The 18,605-nt window shown below is 38.2% G+C and carries 17 protein-coding genes; 6 read left to right on the top strand and 11 right to left on the bottom strand.

The window, feature by feature from the left end; genetic code table 11:
- Positions 1–19: 19 nt before the first annotated feature.
- Genes F9B76_RS03510 through F9B76_RS03500 form a run of 3 tightly spaced genes read right to left on the bottom strand, consistent with a single transcriptional unit; the run spans position 20 to position 1,477 of the window.
- Entirely contained in the window at positions 20–400 is a 381-nt protein-coding gene (locus tag F9B76_RS03510; RefSeq protein ID WP_159990872.1) for a nuclear transport factor 2 family protein, read from the bottom strand.
- Between the two features lie 43 nt (positions 401–443).
- Positions 444–833 carry a MerR family transcriptional regulator gene (locus F9B76_RS03505; RefSeq protein WP_159990871.1) on the bottom strand — a complete coding sequence of 130 codons (390 nt, stop codon included), beginning with the start codon at positions 831–833 and terminating at the stop codon, positions 444–446.
- Between the two features lie 20 nt (positions 834–853).
- Positions 854–1,477 (bottom strand): cation efflux transmembrane domain-containing protein, encoded by a 624-nt coding sequence (locus F9B76_RS03500; RefSeq protein ID WP_159990870.1) that lies wholly within the window; start codon positions 1,475–1,477, stop codon positions 854–856.
- Positions 1,478–1,684: 207 nt separating this feature from the next.
- On the opposite strand from F9B76_RS03500, the gene F9B76_RS03495 reads away from it, so the two are divergent.
- Complete coding sequence (locus F9B76_RS03495; RefSeq protein ID WP_159990869.1) at positions 1,685–2,338, top strand: IS1595 family transposase; 654 nt, start codon at positions 1,685–1,687, stop codon at positions 2,336–2,338.
- A gap of 124 nt (positions 2,339–2,462) precedes the next feature.
- Positions 2,463–3,008: an NADPH-dependent FMN reductase gene (locus F9B76_RS03490; protein ID WP_201289344.1), complete on the top strand. Its 546-nt coding sequence runs from the start codon at positions 2,463–2,465 to the stop codon at positions 3,006–3,008.
- 15 nt (positions 3,009–3,023) lie between these two features.
- Here the strand turns inward: F9B76_RS03490 and F9B76_RS03485 are convergent, their stop codons facing one another.
- The 7 genes from F9B76_RS03485 to F9B76_RS03455 all read right to left on the bottom strand — a co-directional run bounded on the left by F9B76_RS03485 (position 3,024) and on the right by F9B76_RS03455 (position 11,133).
- Complete coding sequence (locus F9B76_RS03485; protein WP_159990868.1) at positions 3,024–4,430, bottom strand: efflux transporter outer membrane subunit; 1,407 nt, start codon at positions 4,428–4,430, stop codon at positions 3,024–3,026.
- A 20-nt stretch (positions 4,431–4,450) separates the two neighbouring features.
- The gene (locus F9B76_RS03480) at positions 4,451–5,575 is read right to left on the bottom strand and encodes an ABC transporter permease (protein WP_159990867.1); all 1,125 of its coding nucleotides are present in this window, start codon (positions 5,573–5,575) and stop codon (positions 4,451–4,453) included.
- A gap of 1 nt (position 5,576) precedes the next feature.
- Entirely contained in the window at positions 5,577–8,324 is a 2,748-nt protein-coding gene (gene rbbA / locus F9B76_RS03475; RefSeq protein ID WP_159990866.1) for a ribosome-associated ATPase/putative transporter RbbA, read from the bottom strand.
- A complete protein-coding gene (locus F9B76_RS03470; RefSeq protein ID WP_159990865.1) occupies positions 8,324–9,307 on the bottom strand; it encodes an HlyD family secretion protein in 984 nt (327 codons plus the stop codon). The genes rbbA and F9B76_RS03470 overlap by 1 nt, the downstream gene beginning before the upstream one ends.
- A gap of 441 nt (positions 9,308–9,748) precedes the next feature.
- Positions 9,749–10,114: a hypothetical protein gene (locus F9B76_RS03465; protein WP_159990864.1), complete on the bottom strand. Its 366-nt coding sequence runs from the start codon at positions 10,112–10,114 to the stop codon at positions 9,749–9,751.
- A gap of 28 nt (positions 10,115–10,142) precedes the next feature.
- The gene (locus tag F9B76_RS03460) at positions 10,143–10,544 is read right to left on the bottom strand and encodes a DUF192 domain-containing protein (protein ID WP_159990863.1); all 402 of its coding nucleotides are present in this window, start codon (positions 10,542–10,544) and stop codon (positions 10,143–10,145) included.
- Between the two features lie 352 nt (positions 10,545–10,896).
- The gene (locus F9B76_RS03455; protein ID WP_159990862.1) at positions 10,897–11,133 is read right to left on the bottom strand and encodes a cold-shock protein; all 237 of its coding nucleotides are present in this window, start codon (positions 11,131–11,133) and stop codon (positions 10,897–10,899) included.
- A gap of 199 nt (positions 11,134–11,332) precedes the next feature.
- On the opposite strand from F9B76_RS03455, the gene clpS reads away from it, so the two are divergent.
- The 4 genes from clpS (at position 11,333) to F9B76_RS03435 (ending at position 18,197) form a co-directional block, all read left to right on the top strand.
- The gene (gene clpS / locus F9B76_RS03450; protein ID WP_159990861.1) at positions 11,333–11,632 is read left to right on the top strand and encodes an ATP-dependent Clp protease adapter ClpS; all 300 of its coding nucleotides are present in this window, start codon (positions 11,333–11,335) and stop codon (positions 11,630–11,632) included.
- A gap of 24 nt (positions 11,633–11,656) precedes the next feature.
- Positions 11,657–13,948: an ATP-dependent Clp protease ATP-binding subunit ClpA gene (gene clpA, locus F9B76_RS03445; RefSeq protein ID WP_159990860.1), complete on the top strand. Its 2,292-nt coding sequence runs from the start codon at positions 11,657–11,659 to the stop codon at positions 13,946–13,948.
- 622 nt (positions 13,949–14,570) lie between these two features.
- On the top strand, positions 14,571–16,070 hold the full coding sequence (putP, locus tag F9B76_RS03440; RefSeq protein ID WP_159990859.1) for a sodium/proline symporter PutP: 1,500 nt from the start codon (positions 14,571–14,573) through the stop codon (positions 16,068–16,070).
- 144 nt (positions 16,071–16,214) lie between these two features.
- The gene (locus F9B76_RS03435) at positions 16,215–18,197 is read left to right on the top strand and encodes a UvrD-helicase domain-containing protein (RefSeq protein WP_159990858.1); all 1,983 of its coding nucleotides are present in this window, start codon (positions 16,215–16,217) and stop codon (positions 18,195–18,197) included.
- Here the strand turns inward: F9B76_RS03435 and F9B76_RS03430 are convergent.
- Positions 18,154–18,501 carry a hypothetical protein gene (locus tag F9B76_RS03430; RefSeq protein WP_159990857.1) on the bottom strand — a complete coding sequence of 116 codons (348 nt, stop codon included), beginning with the start codon at positions 18,499–18,501 and terminating at the stop codon, positions 18,154–18,156. The two genes, F9B76_RS03435 and F9B76_RS03430, sit on opposite strands and share 44 nt — an antisense overlap.
- Between the last annotated feature and the right edge of the window lie 104 nt (positions 18,502–18,605).

Genomic DNA, 18,605 nt, shown 5'->3' with positions numbered 1-18,605 from the left:
TAGCTATTTTTCTTTATTCTTAACCCCAAAATTCATCTTCAGCACCACCACCTGCGGAGAATAACCAAACTTGAGTGATTTTACCGTTTTGAATTTCTAACAAATCGATTCCTGTTAAATCTACATTTTTTGTACCGTTATTACCGCTGAAACGTACGGGGCAAGCGGCGAGGTTGCCATTTAACATTATTTCACCATCAAGCACTACTTTGAGCGTACCATGGGTATATTCCACCATACCACCAAGCATTTTCAGTACATCGGCTTTACCCTTGTGATCGCCCGAAAATTGGTTGTGTCCGGGTTGATGCCAAACAATATCGTCAGCCAATAATGCAGCGAAACCTTCAATATCACCTGCGGCAAGAGTAGAAAAGTAAGCTTTTACTGTATTGAGCATAAAATATTCCTTCTATTGAAAATTATATAGGGCATTTTAACAGTTATTCTATTAGGAAACTCAATACCTTACAATCTGCACTTTTATCCTGATCACAATCAGCGATTTTTTGTAAGGTTTTTTGAATTTGTTGTAATTGTTGGATTTTTAATGTTGTATTGGCTAAATGTTTAGCAACAATATCATCTGCATTATGGCAATTAGCATGACTATTGCTTTGCAAATCTTGTAACTCGCGAATATCATCAATGCTAAACCCGAGTGAACGACAAGTTTTAATAAAACGTAATTCGTTTAAATGTTTATCATTAAATAAGCGGTAGCCATTAGTTTGTCGTTGTGGTTTGCTCAAAAGTCCGATACGTTCATAATAACGTAAGGTATCAGGACTGATTTCTGCCAGTTTTATAAGTTCATTTTTGCGGTAGTTCATTTTATTTTCCTATTGAGCTTTTAACAGCATGAAGGGGTAGAAATATTTCCGTTTAATTCCCGCTTGGCTTGATGTATAATTTTTCCACCGGCGGAGATGGCTAAATATGCCATAAGTAAGGCAACGAATAAATCCGCTAGATTACTTTGGGTGAGGTAAACCACAAAGGCCGCCAAAATCACGGCGAAATTACCTAAGGCATCGTTGCGTGAACAAAGCCACACACTTTGCATATTGCTATCGCCCTCACGGAAACGGTACAAAATCCACACTACCCACAGGTTAGCCAACAATGCCAATGTGCCGATAAGACTCATTTCGTGATAATTCGGTAGTTCACCTAGCCACCAACGATATACTGTTGAAACGAATACAAACACGCCGAATAGTAGCATTGTACCACCTTTAATAAGAGAGGCTTTCGCCCTTGTGCGTAGAGCGTGATTCAGCACAAATAGACTAATACCGTAATTTGCAGTGTCACCAAAAAAATCCAAACTATCAGCCAGCAAAGATACTGATCCTGCTTGAATACCACCGATGATTTCTACTAAAAACATTATGCCATTAATTCCTAATGCTGCCCAAAGAGCAGTGCGATATTTGCCTGTTTTTACATGCTGTAAATGGTGTGAGCAAGCCATATTTTTTCCCTTTAATTTATGAATATGAAACATCATAAAGGTGGGAGTGGGTGCAAGGTCAAGATAGTAGTTTAAAAAAGAATTTTATGATAGATACAAAAATTAATTAGGAAATGGATAAATGAAATTTTTAGTATTTAGTCATTGATTTAAAAAATAATTACTTTTGGGGCTGTATTAGATTAGCAGTTGTGTTAGTCTATAAAAATGAAGATAAGTCATTGTAAATTAAAGAAATCTGTACAAAGAAAATTACTTGAGTTTTTTGTACTAGAAGTAACTGCTCGATCAGCAGCCGATATACTAGGTATTAATCCTAATTCAGCTGCACTCTTTTATCGTAAAATTAGAGAGGTCATTAATTATTATTTAACCTTAGAAGCGGATGAAATTTTTGAAGGTGCAATAGAACTTGATGAGAGTTATTTTGGTGGTAAACGAAAGGGGAAACGAGGGCGAGGGGCAGCAGGTAAAGTAGCGGTATTTGGGATATTGAAAAGGCAAGGTAAGGTTTTTACGCTTATCGTACAGGACACGAAAAGTAAGACCTTACTACCTGTTATTAAAAGGAAAATCAAACCAGATAGCTGGGTTTATACCGATACATACCCCAGTTATAATACCCTTGATGTGAATGGATTTCATCATCAACGGATTAATCATACTAAGCAGTTTGCTATAAGACAAAACCATATTAATGGTATAGAAAACTTCTGGAGTCAAGCAAAAAGAGTGCTTCGTAAGTATAATGGAATAGACCGAAAATACTTTGCTTTATTCCTGAAAGAATGTGAGTTTCGGTTTAACTTTGGAACACCAAAAGAGCAGTTAAAAATGCTGAGAAAATGGTGTAAAATTTAGGGCTAATCTAATACAGCCCCTTACTTTTTCCTGTGTTTTAGTTACTTTTTAAGGCTTTTTAGAGGATATTTATTTTTTTATAATATACGCCATTACAGATTTTTATTTATTAAATAGGAAAATTATGATGACGAAAATTGCATTAATTATCGGTAGTTTAAGCCAAAACTCATTAAACCGTAGTATTGCTAATCATCTTGTTAATCAAGAGCCTGAAGGGGTGAGTGTGGAAGAAGTGATTATTGGAGATTTACCTCTTTATACACAAGATTTAGATCAACAAACGATAGATGTTTATGAACGTGTACGCAAACAGTTAAGTGAAGCAGATGCGGTATTATTTGTTAGTCCAGAGCATAACCGTAGTGTGCCTGCTGCCGTAAAAAATCTTATTGATATTGCTTCTCGTCCGTTTGGTAAAAGTGTTTGGAACGGTAAAAAAACAGCTATTGTAACGGCATCACCAGGAAGTTATGGTGGTATTAATTCAGGCTTACATTTACGGCAAATTTTACAATCGTTAGGTGCAGAAACCTTAAATGCACCTGAACTATTTTTATCTCGAGCGAATACGGCATTAAATGATCATGGTGAAGTGAATGATGAACGTACGGTTAGTTTTTTAAACAAATTTGCCAGTACATTTTATGCTTGGGTAGCAAAATCATAATCAAATTGAGCCGTTTCACTCCGACCAGCCCCCGCCTAGTGCTTTATACAAATGAATTAAATTCTTCGCTTGTTGTAGATGCGCTTGAAGTAATTGTTGTTGATAATTAAGGGCGGAGAGGCGATCGTTCAACGCATTATCTAAGGTTTTGGCATCATACTTAAATAATTTTTCTGCCTGAACAGCCTGTTTTTGGGCTTGATTGGCGGCATTTTGCAACAGCTGTACTTGGTGATTGATGGCGTATTGATTTTGGTATCGGTTATCTACTTCTGCCAAGGCTTGCAATAAGGCTTTATCGTATTGTAAAAGGGCTTGTTTAAGGCGGCTATCGGCAGCATCAATATTTGCCTGAATACGTCCGTTGGTGAAAATCGGAAAACTAATCCCTGCACTGAGTAAACCACTCCAGCCTTTTAAGTCAGGAATATCGGTATTCAAATCAATCCGACCGGATTGTCCGAGAAACCGAATATCAAAGCGAGGATATAAATCGGCTTTGGCACTGGCGAGTTTGGCTGCTTGTGCTTGTATGAGATGGCGATAAGCATTCAAATCGGGGCGGCGGTTCAGTACATCACTAGGCATCACACCGGCAGGGGGATTAGGTAAAATATCGGAAAAAACGACCGCACTTTTAGCAAGATGAAAGCCTTGCGGTGTTTGCCCGATGAGAATCGCAATGGCTCGTTCATTATTGGCAATTTGGCTATTTAGAGTCGCTTGTTGTGCCTGTACGGCGGTTAAACGGCTTTCTACTTGCAACACATCATTTGCATTGGCTTGCCCGGCGGAAAAACGCCCCTGCACATAATTTTTCAAACGGGATAAGGTATTTTCCGTTTGTTTTAATAAATGTTGTTGCTGACGAATGGATTGAATATTGAAATAACTTTCTGCAATTTGTCCTGCCACGAGCATTTGGGCGGCATAAATCTGTGCTTGAGAGCTTAACACAAGGGCTTGTGCCGCATCGGCATCACTACGTTTTTGTCCAAAAAAATCCGGTTCCCAGCTGGCGATAATGCCTGCCACTTGCATATTCCCTGTGTTGTGGGTATGTCCCGAACCAATGAGATTATCCGTGCGTGAATTGATCCCGCCAATCCTACCTTGTCCACCTACGTTCACACCAAGGTCTGCCTCGGTATAACGACTGTTTGCCTGTGCTTCTTGTAAACGGCTGCGAGCAAGAGCGATATCAAGGTTATTTTGTAAGCCTTGTTCAATTAAACGGTTGAGTTGCGGATCACGCCAGTTTTTCCACCATTGCATTATTTCTGCTTGCCCTTTAGCGTATTGGGTTTGCTCAAACTGTGCCGGTATTTCTACGGTTGAATTCAAATCCACCTTGTTAGACTGGCATGCCACAAGGGAAACGGAAAGGGCGATTAGTGTCATCTCTTGTAATCTTCTTTTCATGTTTAAATCCTTTAAATTCATTAACCTTGTTTTGACAGCATTGTTTTAAACTGCATCAATGCAATAATTAAAAATACTGTACCGAGAGCAGCCATTTTGGCTAATTTATCCCACACAATGTCTAAGCCTGCACCGCGAAAGAGAACGTCTTGTGCATAAGCGGCAAAGATTGTCGTAGGAGAAAACTGGGTGATCTGTTGTGCCAGTTGGGGCATATTCTCTACAGAGGATACCGTGCCTGAGAGTAAGTACAATACAATATACACAGGAAGCATCAATAAACCGAACTGTGGCATTGTCGGTGCAAAAATCGCCAATAAAATCCCCAGAGAGGCAATGGAGAAAATAAACACCGCCGAACCCAACACAAATAGGGAAACCGAGCCATCAGGCAAGGGGACACCCAAAATACTATGGGTGACAAAGCGTAACGCCAACGTAACTACCAACAATAGCACTAAGCCGTTAGCAAAAATTTTAGACATGGCAATTTCACTGGAACGTACGGGCATCACCAAAATATGTTCCAACGTGCCACGCTCCCGCTCACGAATTACGGCTGCCCCTACTAACAACATGGTAAGCAAGTTTAAGTTACCGATAATATTCATACCCCCTAAAAACCATTCACTGGAATAATTTGGGTTGTATAACACGTTCACCGTTGCGGTTATCGGTAATGGTAATTGGGATTGGTGAAGAAATTCGGTGATTTCACGTCTAAAAATTTGGGAAATATAAGAAGAACCGATAGCGGCTTGGGTCATGGCTGTCGCATCGACCAATAATTGTATTTGCGGATGATGCCCTGCCAGTACGTCTTTTTCATAGCTGGGTGGAATATCGAGTACAAAAGTGTATTCCCCTATATCCATTAAACGGTCGATTTCTTCTGCTTTTATACGATCTACCTTTTTAAAGTTTGGTAGTAATAGGCTTTGCTGTAAACGATAGGAAAGGGCGGAGTGATCATGATCGACCACAGCGATAGAAGCATTTTTGACTTCTGTGGTAATAGAAGTGGCTACCGTGTACAGCGCTAAGGAAAACATATAAACAATCAGCACGATTAATACGGGATCAGAAAGCAAGCTGCGTAATTCTTTGGCAGATAAATAAGCAACATTTTTAACCCATCTGAACATATTATTTCTCCTGTTTTTTGAGCAGTGCAACCGCCCCAAAAAAGTACAGGCTGCCAATGATTAATAAGGCGGCATAGCTATTGAGAAAATCCATAAAGCCCAGCCCTTTGGTAAAACCGCCTAAACTGATTAACTGAAACCAAAAACCGGGGAATAAACGGGCAATAATATTGACATGAGTGGGTAAGGTGGAAGTCGGGTAGAGCATTCCTGAGAAATTGAGTGCCGGTATGAGGGCGATAATAGCAGTGGCGAAAATCGCCGCAATTTGTGATTTTACAAAACTGGATACCAACAAACCAAAAGCCGTAGCAGTGGCAATCATCACGATACCGCCTAAAGACATCGCCCAGAAAGAGCCTTTTACCGGTACATCAAATAGCATGATGGCAACCCAAATCATAATCAGATAGCTGATAAATGCCAACATAATGTAGGGCAGCTGTTTACCGAGTAAAAATTGTAGCGTGCTGGCAGGTGAACCGTATAAATTCATAATCGAACCTATCTCCTTTTCCCGAACCACGCCAAGTGCGGTCATCATGGAGGGAATTAACATCATTGCCAACATAATGACACCCGGTGTCATGGCATAAATACTTTTGAAATCTTGGTTATAGACAAAGCGGTTTTCCAATATATTATTGTTAGCTACCGTTATACCGGCATTTCGTGCGGTATCTTGCAAATATTGATTGAGTGTTCCTGCGACCAAACCGTTTAAATTTTCTGCTGTAGATGGAAATGTCCCATCAATAAAAAAACCGATTTCGGGTTTCTCACCATTTAGCATTTTCCGCCCGAAATCTGCCGGAATTTCAATCACTAATTTTACTTTTGAACTTTGTAGTATGGGATTGATATCCCTTACCGAGTGAATATCGGCTTGACGGACGAAATAATGCGAACCGTCAAAATATTCAATCAAACGGCGGCTTTCCGATGTATTATCATGATCCAACACGGTAAACTTCATCGGATTAACGTCAAAAGAAATACTGGATGCCATCGCCAATAACATAATCACCGGCCCAAGCAAGGCAAAGAACAGACGAATGCGGTCGCGTAATAATTCTTTTCCTTCCCGTAAAGCAAATGTCCAGATAAGCGACCACCATGCGATAAAACCGGATGATTGTTTATCCGATAAAATCTCGTTATTTTTAACCGCACTTTCATTGCTTGCTATTTTTCCCTCTGGCGAGGTAATATCGTCCGCCTGTTCTTCCAAATAGAGGATAAAGGCTTCTTCCAGCGTTGGGGCTTGTTTGCTCATGCGTAATTCTTCAGGCGTTCCCACAGCTAATACACGCCCACGGTGCATAAAGGAAATACGATCGCAACGTGCCGCCTCATTCATAAAATGGGTGGTAACAAAAATAGTGATTTTGTCTTCTCTTGAGAGCTTAATCAGATATGCCCAAAACATATCCCTTGCCGCAGGATCGACACCTGAAGTTGGTTCGTCCAAAATCAATACTTCGGGGTGATGCAAACAAGCGGCTGCCAGCTGTAAACGCTGACGAATCCCCAATGGAAGAGCAGCAGGCGTTTTGTCTGCCAAATGACTTAAATCAAATTGTCTCATGGCAGCATTGACATAATTGTCCCATTCCTGCCTGTCGATTTGATACAGTTTGGCATGTAGGGTTAAATTTTCTCGTACGGTTAATTCCTCATACAATGAAAAGCTTTGCGACATATAGCCTACGCGTTTACGGGTGTTAATATCACTGGCATCAATAGGCTGACCAAGCAGGGTAGCCGTTCCTTCGGTGGATTCAAGTAAACCGGTGAGCATTTTCATGGTCGTGGATTTACCGCATCCGTTTGAACCTAGAAAACCGAAAATTTCACCTTTTGGAATGGTAAAACTCACATGATCAACAGAGGTAAAAGCACCGAATTTTTTGGTTAAACCTTCCGCCACGATAGCAGGCGGTTCATTGGGTTCTTGTTCAAAGGGCGGAATGAGCAAACCATTTTCTGCGCCGCGTTTTTCGGGAGGGAGTAATTTAATATAGGCTTCTTCCAGATTCTGACTGCCGGTTTCTGCCATTAATTGTTTCGTAGCTTGATTGGCAATCAGCTTGCCATCGTCCATGGCTAAAACGTGTTCAAAGGCTTCCGCTTCTTCAATATACGCAGTGGCGATAATTACCGTCATCATCGGGCTTTCTTGCCTTAGGGTTTCGACCAATTCCCAAAATTGACGGCGTGAAAGCGGATCGACCCCCGTGGTCGGTTCGTCCAAAATAAGTAAATCAGGGCTATGTACCAAGGCACAACATAGGCTTAGTTTTTGTTTCATACCGCCTGAAAGTTTTCCGGCAAGGCGATCGGCAAAGGGTAGTAAGCCAGTGGCACGCAGTAAGCGTTCAATGCGTTGTTGGCGGTATTGTTTATCTAATCCGAATAATCGGGCATGAAAATCCACATTTTCATAAGTGGATAAGGTGGGGTACAGATTTTTCCCCAAACCTTGTGACATAAAAGCGATTTTGTGTGACAGACTATCCCGTGCTTTTTTGTCTGCAATATCGTCATCAAATACCAGTATTGAGCCTTGTTGAATAATTTTGACCCCGGCAATTAAGGAAAGCAGTGTTGATTTTCCTACACCGTCAGGGCCAATCAATCCGACGGTTGTCCCTTTCGGAATTTGTAGGGATACATCAGAAAGTGCAGTCGTTTTTCCGTATGAATGTGAAAGATGCGTTACCGCCACGGCAATATTATGTGCCATCATTATTCATTTCCTGTGGAGAGTTTCACGTGTAAATGTGATGGCCAAGCGGCTTGTGAATCATATTTTACATAGCCTATGGCAGTCATTCCGCCTTTCAGACGGCGTTCATACTGTAAGGCAATCTCTTGTGGGATTTGCAATTTAACACGGAACATCAATTTTGCCCGCTCTTCTGCTGTTTCTACGTTTTTGGGGGTAAATTGAGCATTAGCTGCGGTAAAGGTAATTTGAGCAGGGAAGACCGCATCAACACCATCAAGCACGATACGCGCTTCATCCCCCACTTTGACTTGATTTAACTGTTCTGAGGTTAAAAATACATTGAGATAGGTATCTGTTGGATCTAACAGGCTTAATACTCTGCCACCTGTGCCTAGCACATTACCCGGTTCAGCAATCAGATATTCTACCCAACCGGATTTTGGTGATTTAATCAACATATCATCATTTTGTGATTGGGCATGCTCTAATTGAGCCTGTGCTTGTGCGACACCGGCTTTGGCTTCTGCCACGGCGGCTTGAGCGGTGGCTACGGCAGCTAAAGTTGCTTTGTAATTTGACTGGCGACGTGATAATTCGCTGTCGGAAACTAATTTTTCACGACGTAATTTTACCGCATTATCAAGTTCCAATTTTGCTACATTGGCTTGCTGTTGTTGCGTTTCAACAGTGGCTAAAGCACGTGCGACATTTTCTTCTGCACGTTGTTTTTGTGCTTGTGCTGCCGCCACTTGGCTTTCGGTTTGGCTGGAAGATAAACGGGCCAAACTTTGATGAGGTTTTACTTGATCGCCTTCTTGTACCAAAACCTCTTCTACCCGCCCTGCATATAAGGTGGCAATATCTAAACGTTTTAACTCAATGCGTCCATTGACACCAATAATTCCCACTAATTCATCAGCCTGCAAACGTTGGTTTTGCCAAATCGCTACACCTGCTGCTCCAATCAGGGTAACACCTAATAGTAGGTATTTTATTTTCATTTGTTTTTCCTTTTTTTCATTTAGATAGTAAAAATTATAGAACTCAAGTGATTTTTGAACAACCTCCAAAAAATATTTTATTGTTTTAAATCATAAAAATATCTAAATAGGTCGGTTAATACTTATTTCTGAGGGATAAAATGAAAAAGGGGGTTTTGTTAAATGGTTAAATGAGTAGAAACCATCGGGGCAATAGCTAATTTCTGTTATTTTATTATTCTTTTTTATTTTATTTAGATGGGAAAAATATTAGCAATAGAATGATTTTTAAATAACTTTTAAAAAATATTTTGTTGCCTAACCATACAAAAATGTTTAAATGGATTGTTTTTTCTTATTGTTAAGATATAATTTAACAAATGAACTATTAAAATATAATAAGTTTTAGTGTGTAATAGTTACCTTTAATCGGATCAATGAAGAGGGTAAAACCAAATATGATTAGAGACAATCTGTAAAAATAGCCGTAATTGCAGGATTAACGGGTTCTTTTTGGTACAGGCTTACATACCCTTGGAAAGTACCTGTTTTGGCAAAAATATCAAAAGTTGCAATGGGGCTATCTGGGTCAGTCCCCGGAATCTTACCTTCATACAGATTTTCCATTGTTAGTGTTAAGCTAGCCGCTGGGTATTTTTCTTTGAGAGAAGGCTCAATACATTGGATAAGATTAGGTAGTATTTTATTTGATGGTTTTTTGATAAGAACAGGTGTTAATCCATAAGTTTTAGGGGCAGGCAATGTATCAAGTACACTACAGCCAATGATAAATAAGGAACTTAGTGAAATAAAGAATAAACGTTTCATCGGGAATCTCTCTAGTGTAATGATAGTGTTAATAGGCGGATAGTAAAGGTATATTTATTGTATCACCGACACGAATATGATGCTGGTCAAACCATCCCTGATTAACTTCTAAGGCAAACATAGCTGGTTTTGATGAACAGATAGCAGTTTCATCTAAGGGGTGTAAATCAAGAATATCAATAATTTGGTGATGATGATCAATATAAGCGATAGATAATGGAATAAAAGTATTTTTCATCCAAAAACAGCGCCGCTGACTATCGGGAAAAACAAAGAGCATACCAGTATTTTTTTCTAAATTTTGGCGAAACATTAGACCTTTGGCGCGTGAGGTACTGTTATTTACTATTTCCGCTGTTAATATTTGTTTTGGAAAGTGGAGTGTAATGGTGTGAGGAGGGGCTTCTGGTATAGATAATGTTTTTGCCATAATAGGGGTATAACAAAATCCACATACAACAAATACTATTAAACGAAACGATATATTGAAGAGAGAAAACATAATAAGCAGATAATATGAGACAAAACTTTATCTATCTATTGAAGGAAGTTAAATTCTATCATACCAGTAGAGTAGATATAAACATATGCTTAATGCCAAAATATAGTCAATATAGAGAATGAAATAAAATCTCCTCAACTATAAAGAAGAGGAGAAAGCAAAAAACGCTATATATATCTACATATATATAGTAATGCAAAGAGTATTAAATATTACTATAGGTTATAAAACTAATACTACATCATCTAACGTATTAATTTAAAAACACTAACGTATATCTCTAGCCAATACTTGTGATATTAAGGGCTAACTTCCCTTTAGGGCCTTCTGCTAAATCAAAATTGACACGTTGTCCTTCTTTTAGGGTTTTAAAGCCTTCCATATTGATAGCAGAGAAATGCGCAAAAAGATCTTCTGAGCTACCATCTAATGTGATAAATCCAAAGCCTTTAGCATCATTAAACCATTTAACGGTTCCTTGATGTTGTCCAATTGTTTCTAGTGTAGTATCTGTCATAAATGCTTCCTTTTGTTTCATGGTTTCAGATTATTACATTTTTATATATATATTTTCAAATTATCCTATAAAAATCTTTTTGTCAACTAGTAGAACTACTATAATGAAGCCATTAAACAGCATTTTTAATCAATGTTATTATTCTTGATAGCTATTTTTATATGATATATTGTATTTATCATTCGATTATTTTTATCCTATGACAAGCGCGACTCTGACGGAAACCCATCACCAGACACGGTTAAAGCCCCCAACCCCCTATGCAGTGGTACTCTTAAATGATGACTATACACCTATGGATTTTGTGGTGGATGTCTTAAAATTATTTTTTAATAAAACAGAAGATGAAGCAACGGTCATAATGTTGGAAGTTCACTACAAAGGTAAGGGGGTATGCGGTATTTATACAAAAGATATTGCCGCCACTAAGGTCTCTCAAGTGAATCAATATGCAAGAGAACATGAGTATCCGTTGATGTGTACAATGCAAGCGATGTAATGATGAAAGAAAGGTGAAATAAATATGATTTCCCAAGCGTTAGAATTAACCATACAAAAAGCATTTATTATGGCAAGAGCCTCTCGCCATGAGTTTATAACAGTGGAACATTTGCTTTTAGCCTTACTGGATAATATTTCAGCCAAGGAAGTATTAGAAGGGTGTGATGCAGATTTGGTGATGCTACATAAAAAACTTGCTGATTTTATAGAAGAAAATACACCAAAAGTTAGTGAGTCGGTAGAAGATGAGCAAGTCGATACACAGCCTACACTTGGTTTTCAACGAATAATCCAGCGAGCAGTTTTATCGCAAAGTGATAAAGCTAAGCAAGGAAATGGCGTAGAAGGGGCAGATATTTTGGTGGCAATGTTTGCTGAGAAAGATACGCACGCTGTTTTTTTCTTAGAAGAGCAAGGGGTAACTCGACTTAAAGTGATGCAGTTTATTGCTCATGGTCCTGAAGAGGTAGCAGAAGAAGTAGTAGCAACAGAGCAAGAGGAAGAAAAGTCTCATCAACCATCTGCGTTAGAGCAATATGCGGTTAATTATAATCAATTGGCTCAAGCAGGTAAAATTGATCCTTTAATTGGCCGTGATACTGAATTAGCCAGAGTTATTCAAGTATTATGCCGTCGTCGCAAGAATAATCCTTTATTGGTAGGTGAAGCAGGTGTTGGTAAAACAGCGATTGCCGAAGGATTAGCATTAAGCATTGTTCATCATAAAGTTCCCCCTGTTTTAAAAGATGCGGTCGTTTATGGCTTGGATATAGGTAGTTTGCTAGCGGGTACTAAATTTAGAGGGGATTTTGAGCAACGTCTTAAAAACTTACTAAAAGCCTTAGAAGCTTTACCACAGGCAATTTTATTTATTGATGAAATTCATACAATTATTGGTGCAGGATCAACCTCTGGTAGTCCTATGGATGCCTCTAATTTACTTAAACCAGCATTATCTTCAGGACGGCTTCGCTGTATGGGAGCAACAACCTATCAAGAATATCGCCGTATTTTTGAAAAAGATCATGCGCTTTCTCGCCGCTTTCAAAAAATAGATATTCATGAGCCTAGTATTGAAGATACGATTACTATCTTAAAGGGGTTAAAATCACATTTTGAAGCACATCATCAAATTCAATATGATGATGAGGCATTAGTAGCAGCGGTTGAATTATCTGCACGTTATATGAATGACCGTCATTTACCAGATAAAGCCATTGATGTGATGGACGAAGCAGGAGCAGCCCAACGATTGTTACCAGAGACTGAACAAAAATCTTTGATTGGACGAGAGGAAATAGAAGCTGTTATCAGTAAAATGGCAAATATTCCGACACAAACGGTATCGGTAGATGATATTGGTAAATTGGCAACATTAGAAAAAGATCTTAAAACCCTTGTGTTTGGTCAAGATAAAGCCATTGAAGCCCTAACAGATGTTATTAAAATGTCGCGTTCTGGTTTAGGCAAACTAGATAAACCCATTGGCTCATTCCTCTTTTCTGGTCCAACAGGGGTTGGTAAAACAGAAGTCGCCAAACAGCTAGCCAAGCTATTGGGGGTAGAGCTTATCCGATTTGATATGTCAGAATATATGGAACGTCATGCGGTTTCTCGATTAATTGGTTCTCCTCCCGGTTATGTGGGTTTTGAACAAGGTGGTTTATTAACCGAGGCTGTGACTAAAAATCCTCATGCTGTTTTATTATTAGATGAAATTGAAAAAGCCCATACAGATATTTTTAATATCTTGTTGCAGGTGATGGATAATGGTACGCTAACTGATAATAACGGGCGTAAGGCTGATTTTCGTCATGTCGTGATTATTATGACGACAAATGCAGGGGCACAATTATTAAATACAAATGCTATTGGCTTTAATAATACTCGTCAAGCAGGGGATGAGATGATTGAAATTAAAAAGATTTTTACCCCTGAATTTAGAAATCGTCTTGATGCGATTATTCCTTTTGCCCCCTTATCAAAAGATATTATTCTGCGTGTTGTGGATAAGTTCCTATTAGAATTAGAGCAGCAACTTCAAGCGAAAAAAGTAGAAGTGCTTTTTGCTGATACGGTCAGACATTATTTGGTTGAAAAAGGATTTGATCCTGTGATGGGAGCAAGACCAATGCAACGCCTTATCCAGCAAATGATTCGTAAAGCATTAGCCGAAGAATTATTATTTGGTCGTTTAAAAGAGGGTGGTTTTGTTTATGTCGATATGAATGATGTAAAAGAAGTTACACTTTCTTTTGATATGCCTACACATCTTCGACAACCAGAGACAAAACAAGATGAATTATTAATTTAATCCTTATATTATTCTGAGGTAAAAATGATGAAAGCAGATAATTGGAGAGCTAAGTGATAGTAGAAAATATGATCTTCTAATAAAGTGATTATGTTTTTTATCTATTATCTGGGTTTATCGTGTCTTATAAGGTGAAATTTATCAGATAAAAAATACCATCTTAATTCAATAAAGATGGTATTTTTTATAGAAAAGCATATAGTAGATTAGAGTCTATGGCTATTTTTTTGATAAAAGTAAAAAATAGTCGTAATAGATGGAAAGTGCTAATCAGTAGTTTTTAGGCTAAATTTCATTGATAATCAATAAGTTATTCTCTAAAACTATTGCTAATACATAAAAAATATAACTTGTCAATTAGTGAAAACCTAGAGAAAAGAATAATACACAAAAACACTATATTTCTCTATAATTTCCCTCTACAGTGTAAAGATACCATGATTTTAGGCTAAACAATCAATAACCATCCTATTGATAGGTGGTTATTGTATTTGTTGTGCGATAAATAATTTTTATCGTTATTTTAATAGCAAGAAGGCTATTTTTATTTAATATCACGTTCTACACTGTAATAGGTAAATCATAGACTATAACTGTCATCAGTTATAAGGAGAGAAATTAGATGAATTTAAACCCAATGTATATTACATTCACCCTCTATATTGTGGCGGTGATTGGTATTGGTATTGCGGCTTATCTTGCCACACGTAATTTTGGTGATTATATCTTAGGTGGACGCCGTTTAGGTGGCTTTGTTACGGGTATGGCTGCTGGTGCTTCGGATATGTCAGGTTGGTTGCTGATGGGGCTACCGGGTGCCATTTATGCGGCTGGTTTAGTAGAAGCATGGATTGCGATTGGTCTAACGATTGGTGCGTATTTTAACTGGTTATTAGTATCTGGTCGTTTGCGTGTTCATACTGAGTTTAATAATGATGCACTTACCTTACCAGAGTATTTTTCAAGTCGCTTTGGTGAGTATGGGTTATTACTTAAAATTATTTCAGCAGCTATTATTCTTGTATTCTTTGCTATTTATAGTGCTTCAGGGGTTGTAGCAGGCGCTCGCCTATTTGAATTATTATTTGAAATTGACTACCAAAAAGCACTTTGGTTAGGGGCGGGAGCAACCATTATTTATACCTTTATTGGTGGTTTCTTAGCGGTGTCTTGGAGCGATAGTTTACAAGCAACTTTGATGTTGTTTGCTTTAATCTTTACACCGATTGCTGTTTACCTTTCTTTAGGTGGTGTGGATGAAGTAAATGCAGCATTTGCAGCTGCTTCTAGTAAGGTAGGACAAGATGTAACGAGTTTATTACCAGAAAGTGCTAGTTTCTTAGCTGTTATCTCTGCAGCGGCATGGGGATTAGGTTATTTGGGTCAGCCACATATCTTAGCGCGTTTTATGGCAGCAGAGAATGTTAAAACCTTAGTAAATGCTCGCCGTATCAGTATGACATGGATGATTCTTTGCTTATTGGGTGCGGTATTAGTTGGTTATTATGGTATTGCTTACTTTGATGCACATCCAGATCAAGTAGGTGCGCTGCAAGGTAACTCTGAACGTATCTTTATGGCATTAGCAACCCTTTTATTTAATCCTTGGATTGCGGGTATCATTCTATCTGGTATTTTAGCGGCAGTAATGAGTACATTAAGTGCTCAGTTATTAGTTTGCTCATCTGCATTAACAGAAGACTTTTATAAAGGGCTTATTCGTCCGAATGCAAGCCAGCAAGAATTAGTTTGGATTGGTCGTTTGATGGTATTAGCCGTTGCGGTAATTGCTTTAGTGCTTGCCCAAAACCCCGATAGTAAGGTACTTGGTCTTGTTTCTTATGCGTGGGCTGGTTTTGGTGCGGCATTTGGTCCTGTGGTGATTTTCTCTGTATTCTGGAAACGTATGACTGCATTAGGTGCTTTATCAGGTATGATAGCAGGAGCAGTGGTTGTTGTTTTATGGAAAAGTTTAAATACTGGTTTATATGAAATTATTCCGGGATTTATTGCTTGCTCAGTGGTATTAGTCTTAGTTTCTTTATCGACTAAAGTACCTAAGGACGTTATTGAACGCTTTGAAAAAGCAGATCAAGAGTATAAAAAACAAGCAAATGCTTAGGTAGCTTTGATACTTTTTCTTGTTTTATCATAAGAAATAGTATGACAAATAAAGGGCGGCTAGGATAATTTTATCCCAGTCGCTCTTTATTTTTAGGGGGTTTTTGTGTATGGTTAGAAGAGGAGAAAATAATCAGGAGACCATATGCATAAAGATGAACTATTTGCCCATTTAGAAAAAAATCCATTAACAACTAAACAATATGAGGCTTGTGCTTCTCAAGCAAAAACAACACTGGTACTAGCAGGCGCAGGAACGGGTAAAACCAGTACGCTTATGGGGAGAATTGTTTATTTATGGGAAAAGGGATTGAACCAAGCTCACCAGATTTTACCGCTAGCATTTGCGGTAGATGCGGCACATGAAATCCAATCACGTATTGAAAAGGTTGCTACTTCTGTGGGTGGGTTCTCTTTAGAGGGATTTCAAGCAAGGACATTTCATAGTTTAGGCTTATATATTGTGAGTGCTGTAGAGGGACAACAACCTTTGGTAAGTACCTTGATAGATGAAAATAGCCTGTTATCTTTTTTTCAGATGCATTTTTCCCAGTTAAGAAAAGAGAATTTATCTTATCGAGAGTGGCTCTATCAGTATTACACTTTTTATGATGAACAGTCGAGTCGGCGAACATTAAATGATGATTATGTTTTAAATCAGACAGAATTAAGGATAGCGAATCGCTTGTACTTTTTAGGCATACCTTATTGTTACCATGCACATTATGAAAAGGATATCTATTTAGATAAGCCTTATCAACCATATTGTTGTACTTTTTATTTACCTGATAGAAAACTCTATATAGATGTATTGGACTGTAAAGAAACTGAATTATCCTTAGAACAGCAACAACGACAACAAAAGTTAAACAATATTCATCAACACTACGGTACTAACTATCAGATATTCTATGCCGATGATGAGGTAATGTTTGAACCATCCACTATTTATACAGATCCAATGCTTTCGCATAGTGTCGGTCGGATGGATAGCTTACTTAAACTATTAATCAACTTATTTCTTTATTTAAAATCAATGGGTTATTCTTCTCAATGGTTAAAAACATATTTACAAGAAAATCAAACCCATTCAGACGAAAAAACCTTTCCTTTACTGAAACAATATTGTCTATATGCCTTACTATACCCATTATGGCAAGCGTATGAAGATTATTTAAAAGACGAAAAGAGTATTGACTTTGATGGCATGATTAATAAAGCAAAACAATATATTAAAGAGGGGCGGTTTATTGTGCCTTGGCAAGATATTTTGATTGATGAATTTCAAGATATTTCACTCGCTCGTTTACAGTTAATTCAGGCGATGAGAGAGCAAAATCCTGCGATTCGTTTATTCTGTGTGGGGGATGATTGGCAAACGATTTACCAATTTGCTGGTAGTGAATTAACGTATATCCGTGATATTGCTCAGTATTTTGGTGAGGTAAAGGTGGTATCTTTAGATACGACTTTTCGGTTTCATCAACAATTAGGGGATATTAGTAGTACCTTTGTTCAACAAAATCCTCGCCAGTATCAAAAGGAACTACGTAGTTTTGATACCCGTATTCGTAATTCAGTATTCTTAGTGCCGCAAAATACAGAACATAAAAATATAGAGACTGTCTTTGCTCATGTATTATATGATTTGCAAATTGATGCACCCAAAACATGCTTAATTCTGGCACGATTTAATCATCAATTGCCTGATGAAATGACGCTGAATAGATGGCAGACAAGCTATCCCTTACTCTTATTTCGTTGTGCGAGTATTCATGCCTCTAAAGGGACAGAAGCAGATATTGTGATTATAGTAGATGTTAATAGTGGGGAAGAGGGATTACCATCAGAGAAACAGGATCGTTTAGCCTTATTTAAGTGTAAGGAAGAGACTTTTTTATATGCTGAAGAAAGACGCGTATTTTACGTTGCCTTAACGCGTGCCAGAGAGCGAGTTTATCTTTGTTATGATGTACAAAATATCTCCCCCTTTATTGAGGAAATCCAACAACGACATGCCTTTATTCAGCGTATAAAAAAATCAAATGACCATTCTATTAAAAAACAATCATGGGTAAAATGGTTTAGTGGGTGGCGTGATCGTTTGATGAAAAGTTTAGAAAAGTAAGTCCTTCGGCGATTTCAGCTTCACTTTCGCAGAAGAAAACAACGGTATCATTATCATCCATATTCGCTAATATGGATTCCATTTCATCAGCAATATCAGGTGTTTGTTGGTTTAATTGCCCTACATGAACATTAAAACCTTCTTCAAAACGCGAAGCAGGAATAATGGCGGGCAGGCAATCAAAATCAGTATTGCCTAGATAAAAGCTAACATATAAGGTCATTTGATTCACGATAGTTTTTACTTCAAAACCGTGATCAAACTCTCGCTCAAAACTGGTTTCTAGTGCATCTTGCTCAGACATAGTTGCCTTTTTATAGTAAGTCAGTAGGAGGAGGAATATCCGCAGGGACTGCTGGTGCTTGAGGTGACTGGGCGCAAGCAGATAATAGACATATCAGTAAAAAA

Source organism: Pelistega ratti (assembly GCF_009833965.1).
In the GTDB taxonomy this organism is placed as follows: domain Bacteria; phylum Pseudomonadota; class Gammaproteobacteria; order Burkholderiales; family Burkholderiaceae_B; genus Taylorella; species Taylorella ratti.
The sequence above is the reverse complement of the archived record's forward strand: the minus strand, read 5'-3'. Positions and strand labels throughout refer to the sequence as shown.

Excerpts from the sequence above, each read along its gene's own strand:
- F9B76_RS03510 (WP_159990872.1), bottom strand. The coding sequence starts at position 400 with ATGCTCAATACAGTAAAAGCTTACTTTTCTACTCTTGCCGCAGGTGAT.
- F9B76_RS03505 (WP_159990871.1), bottom strand. The coding sequence starts at position 833 with ATGAACTACCGCAAAAATGAACTTATAAAACTGGCAGAAATCAGTCCT.
- F9B76_RS03500 (WP_159990870.1), bottom strand. The coding sequence starts at position 1,477 with ATGGCTTGCTCACACCATTTACAGCATGTAAAAACAGGCAAATATCGC.
- F9B76_RS03495 (WP_159990869.1), top strand. The coding sequence starts at position 1,685 with ATGAAGATAAGTCATTGTAAATTAAAGAAATCTGTACAAAGAAAATTA.
- F9B76_RS03490 (WP_201289344.1), top strand. The coding sequence starts at position 2,463 with ATGATGACGAAAATTGCATTAATTATCGGTAGTTTAAGCCAAAACTCA.
- F9B76_RS03485 (WP_159990868.1), bottom strand. The coding sequence starts at position 4,430 with ATGAAAAGAAGATTACAAGAGATGACACTAATCGCCCTTTCCGTTTCC.
- F9B76_RS03480 (WP_159990867.1), bottom strand. The coding sequence starts at position 5,575 with ATGTTCAGATGGGTTAAAAATGTTGCTTATTTATCTGCCAAAGAATTA.
- rbbA (WP_159990866.1), bottom strand. The coding sequence starts at position 8,324 with ATGATGGCACATAATATTGCCGTGGCGGTAACGCATCTTTCACATTCA.
- F9B76_RS03470 (WP_159990865.1), bottom strand. The coding sequence starts at position 9,307 with ATGAAAATAAAATACCTACTATTAGGTGTTACCCTGATTGGAGCAGCA.
- F9B76_RS03465 (WP_159990864.1), bottom strand. The coding sequence starts at position 10,114 with ATGAAACGTTTATTCTTTATTTCACTAAGTTCCTTATTTATCATTGGC.
- F9B76_RS03460 (WP_159990863.1), bottom strand. The coding sequence starts at position 10,544 with ATGGCAAAAACATTATCTATACCAGAAGCCCCTCCTCACACCATTACA.
- F9B76_RS03455 (WP_159990862.1), bottom strand. The coding sequence starts at position 11,133 with ATGACAGATACTACACTAGAAACAATTGGACAACATCAAGGAACCGTT.
- clpS (WP_159990861.1), top strand. The coding sequence starts at position 11,333 with ATGACAAGCGCGACTCTGACGGAAACCCATCACCAGACACGGTTAAAG.
- clpA (WP_159990860.1), top strand. The coding sequence starts at position 11,657 with ATGATTTCCCAAGCGTTAGAATTAACCATACAAAAAGCATTTATTATG.
- putP (WP_159990859.1), top strand. The coding sequence starts at position 14,571 with ATGAATTTAAACCCAATGTATATTACATTCACCCTCTATATTGTGGCG.
- F9B76_RS03435 (WP_159990858.1), top strand. The coding sequence starts at position 16,215 with ATGCATAAAGATGAACTATTTGCCCATTTAGAAAAAAATCCATTAACA.
- F9B76_RS03430 (WP_159990857.1), bottom strand. The coding sequence starts at position 18,501 with ATGTCTGAGCAAGATGCACTAGAAACCAGTTTTGAGCGAGAGTTTGAT.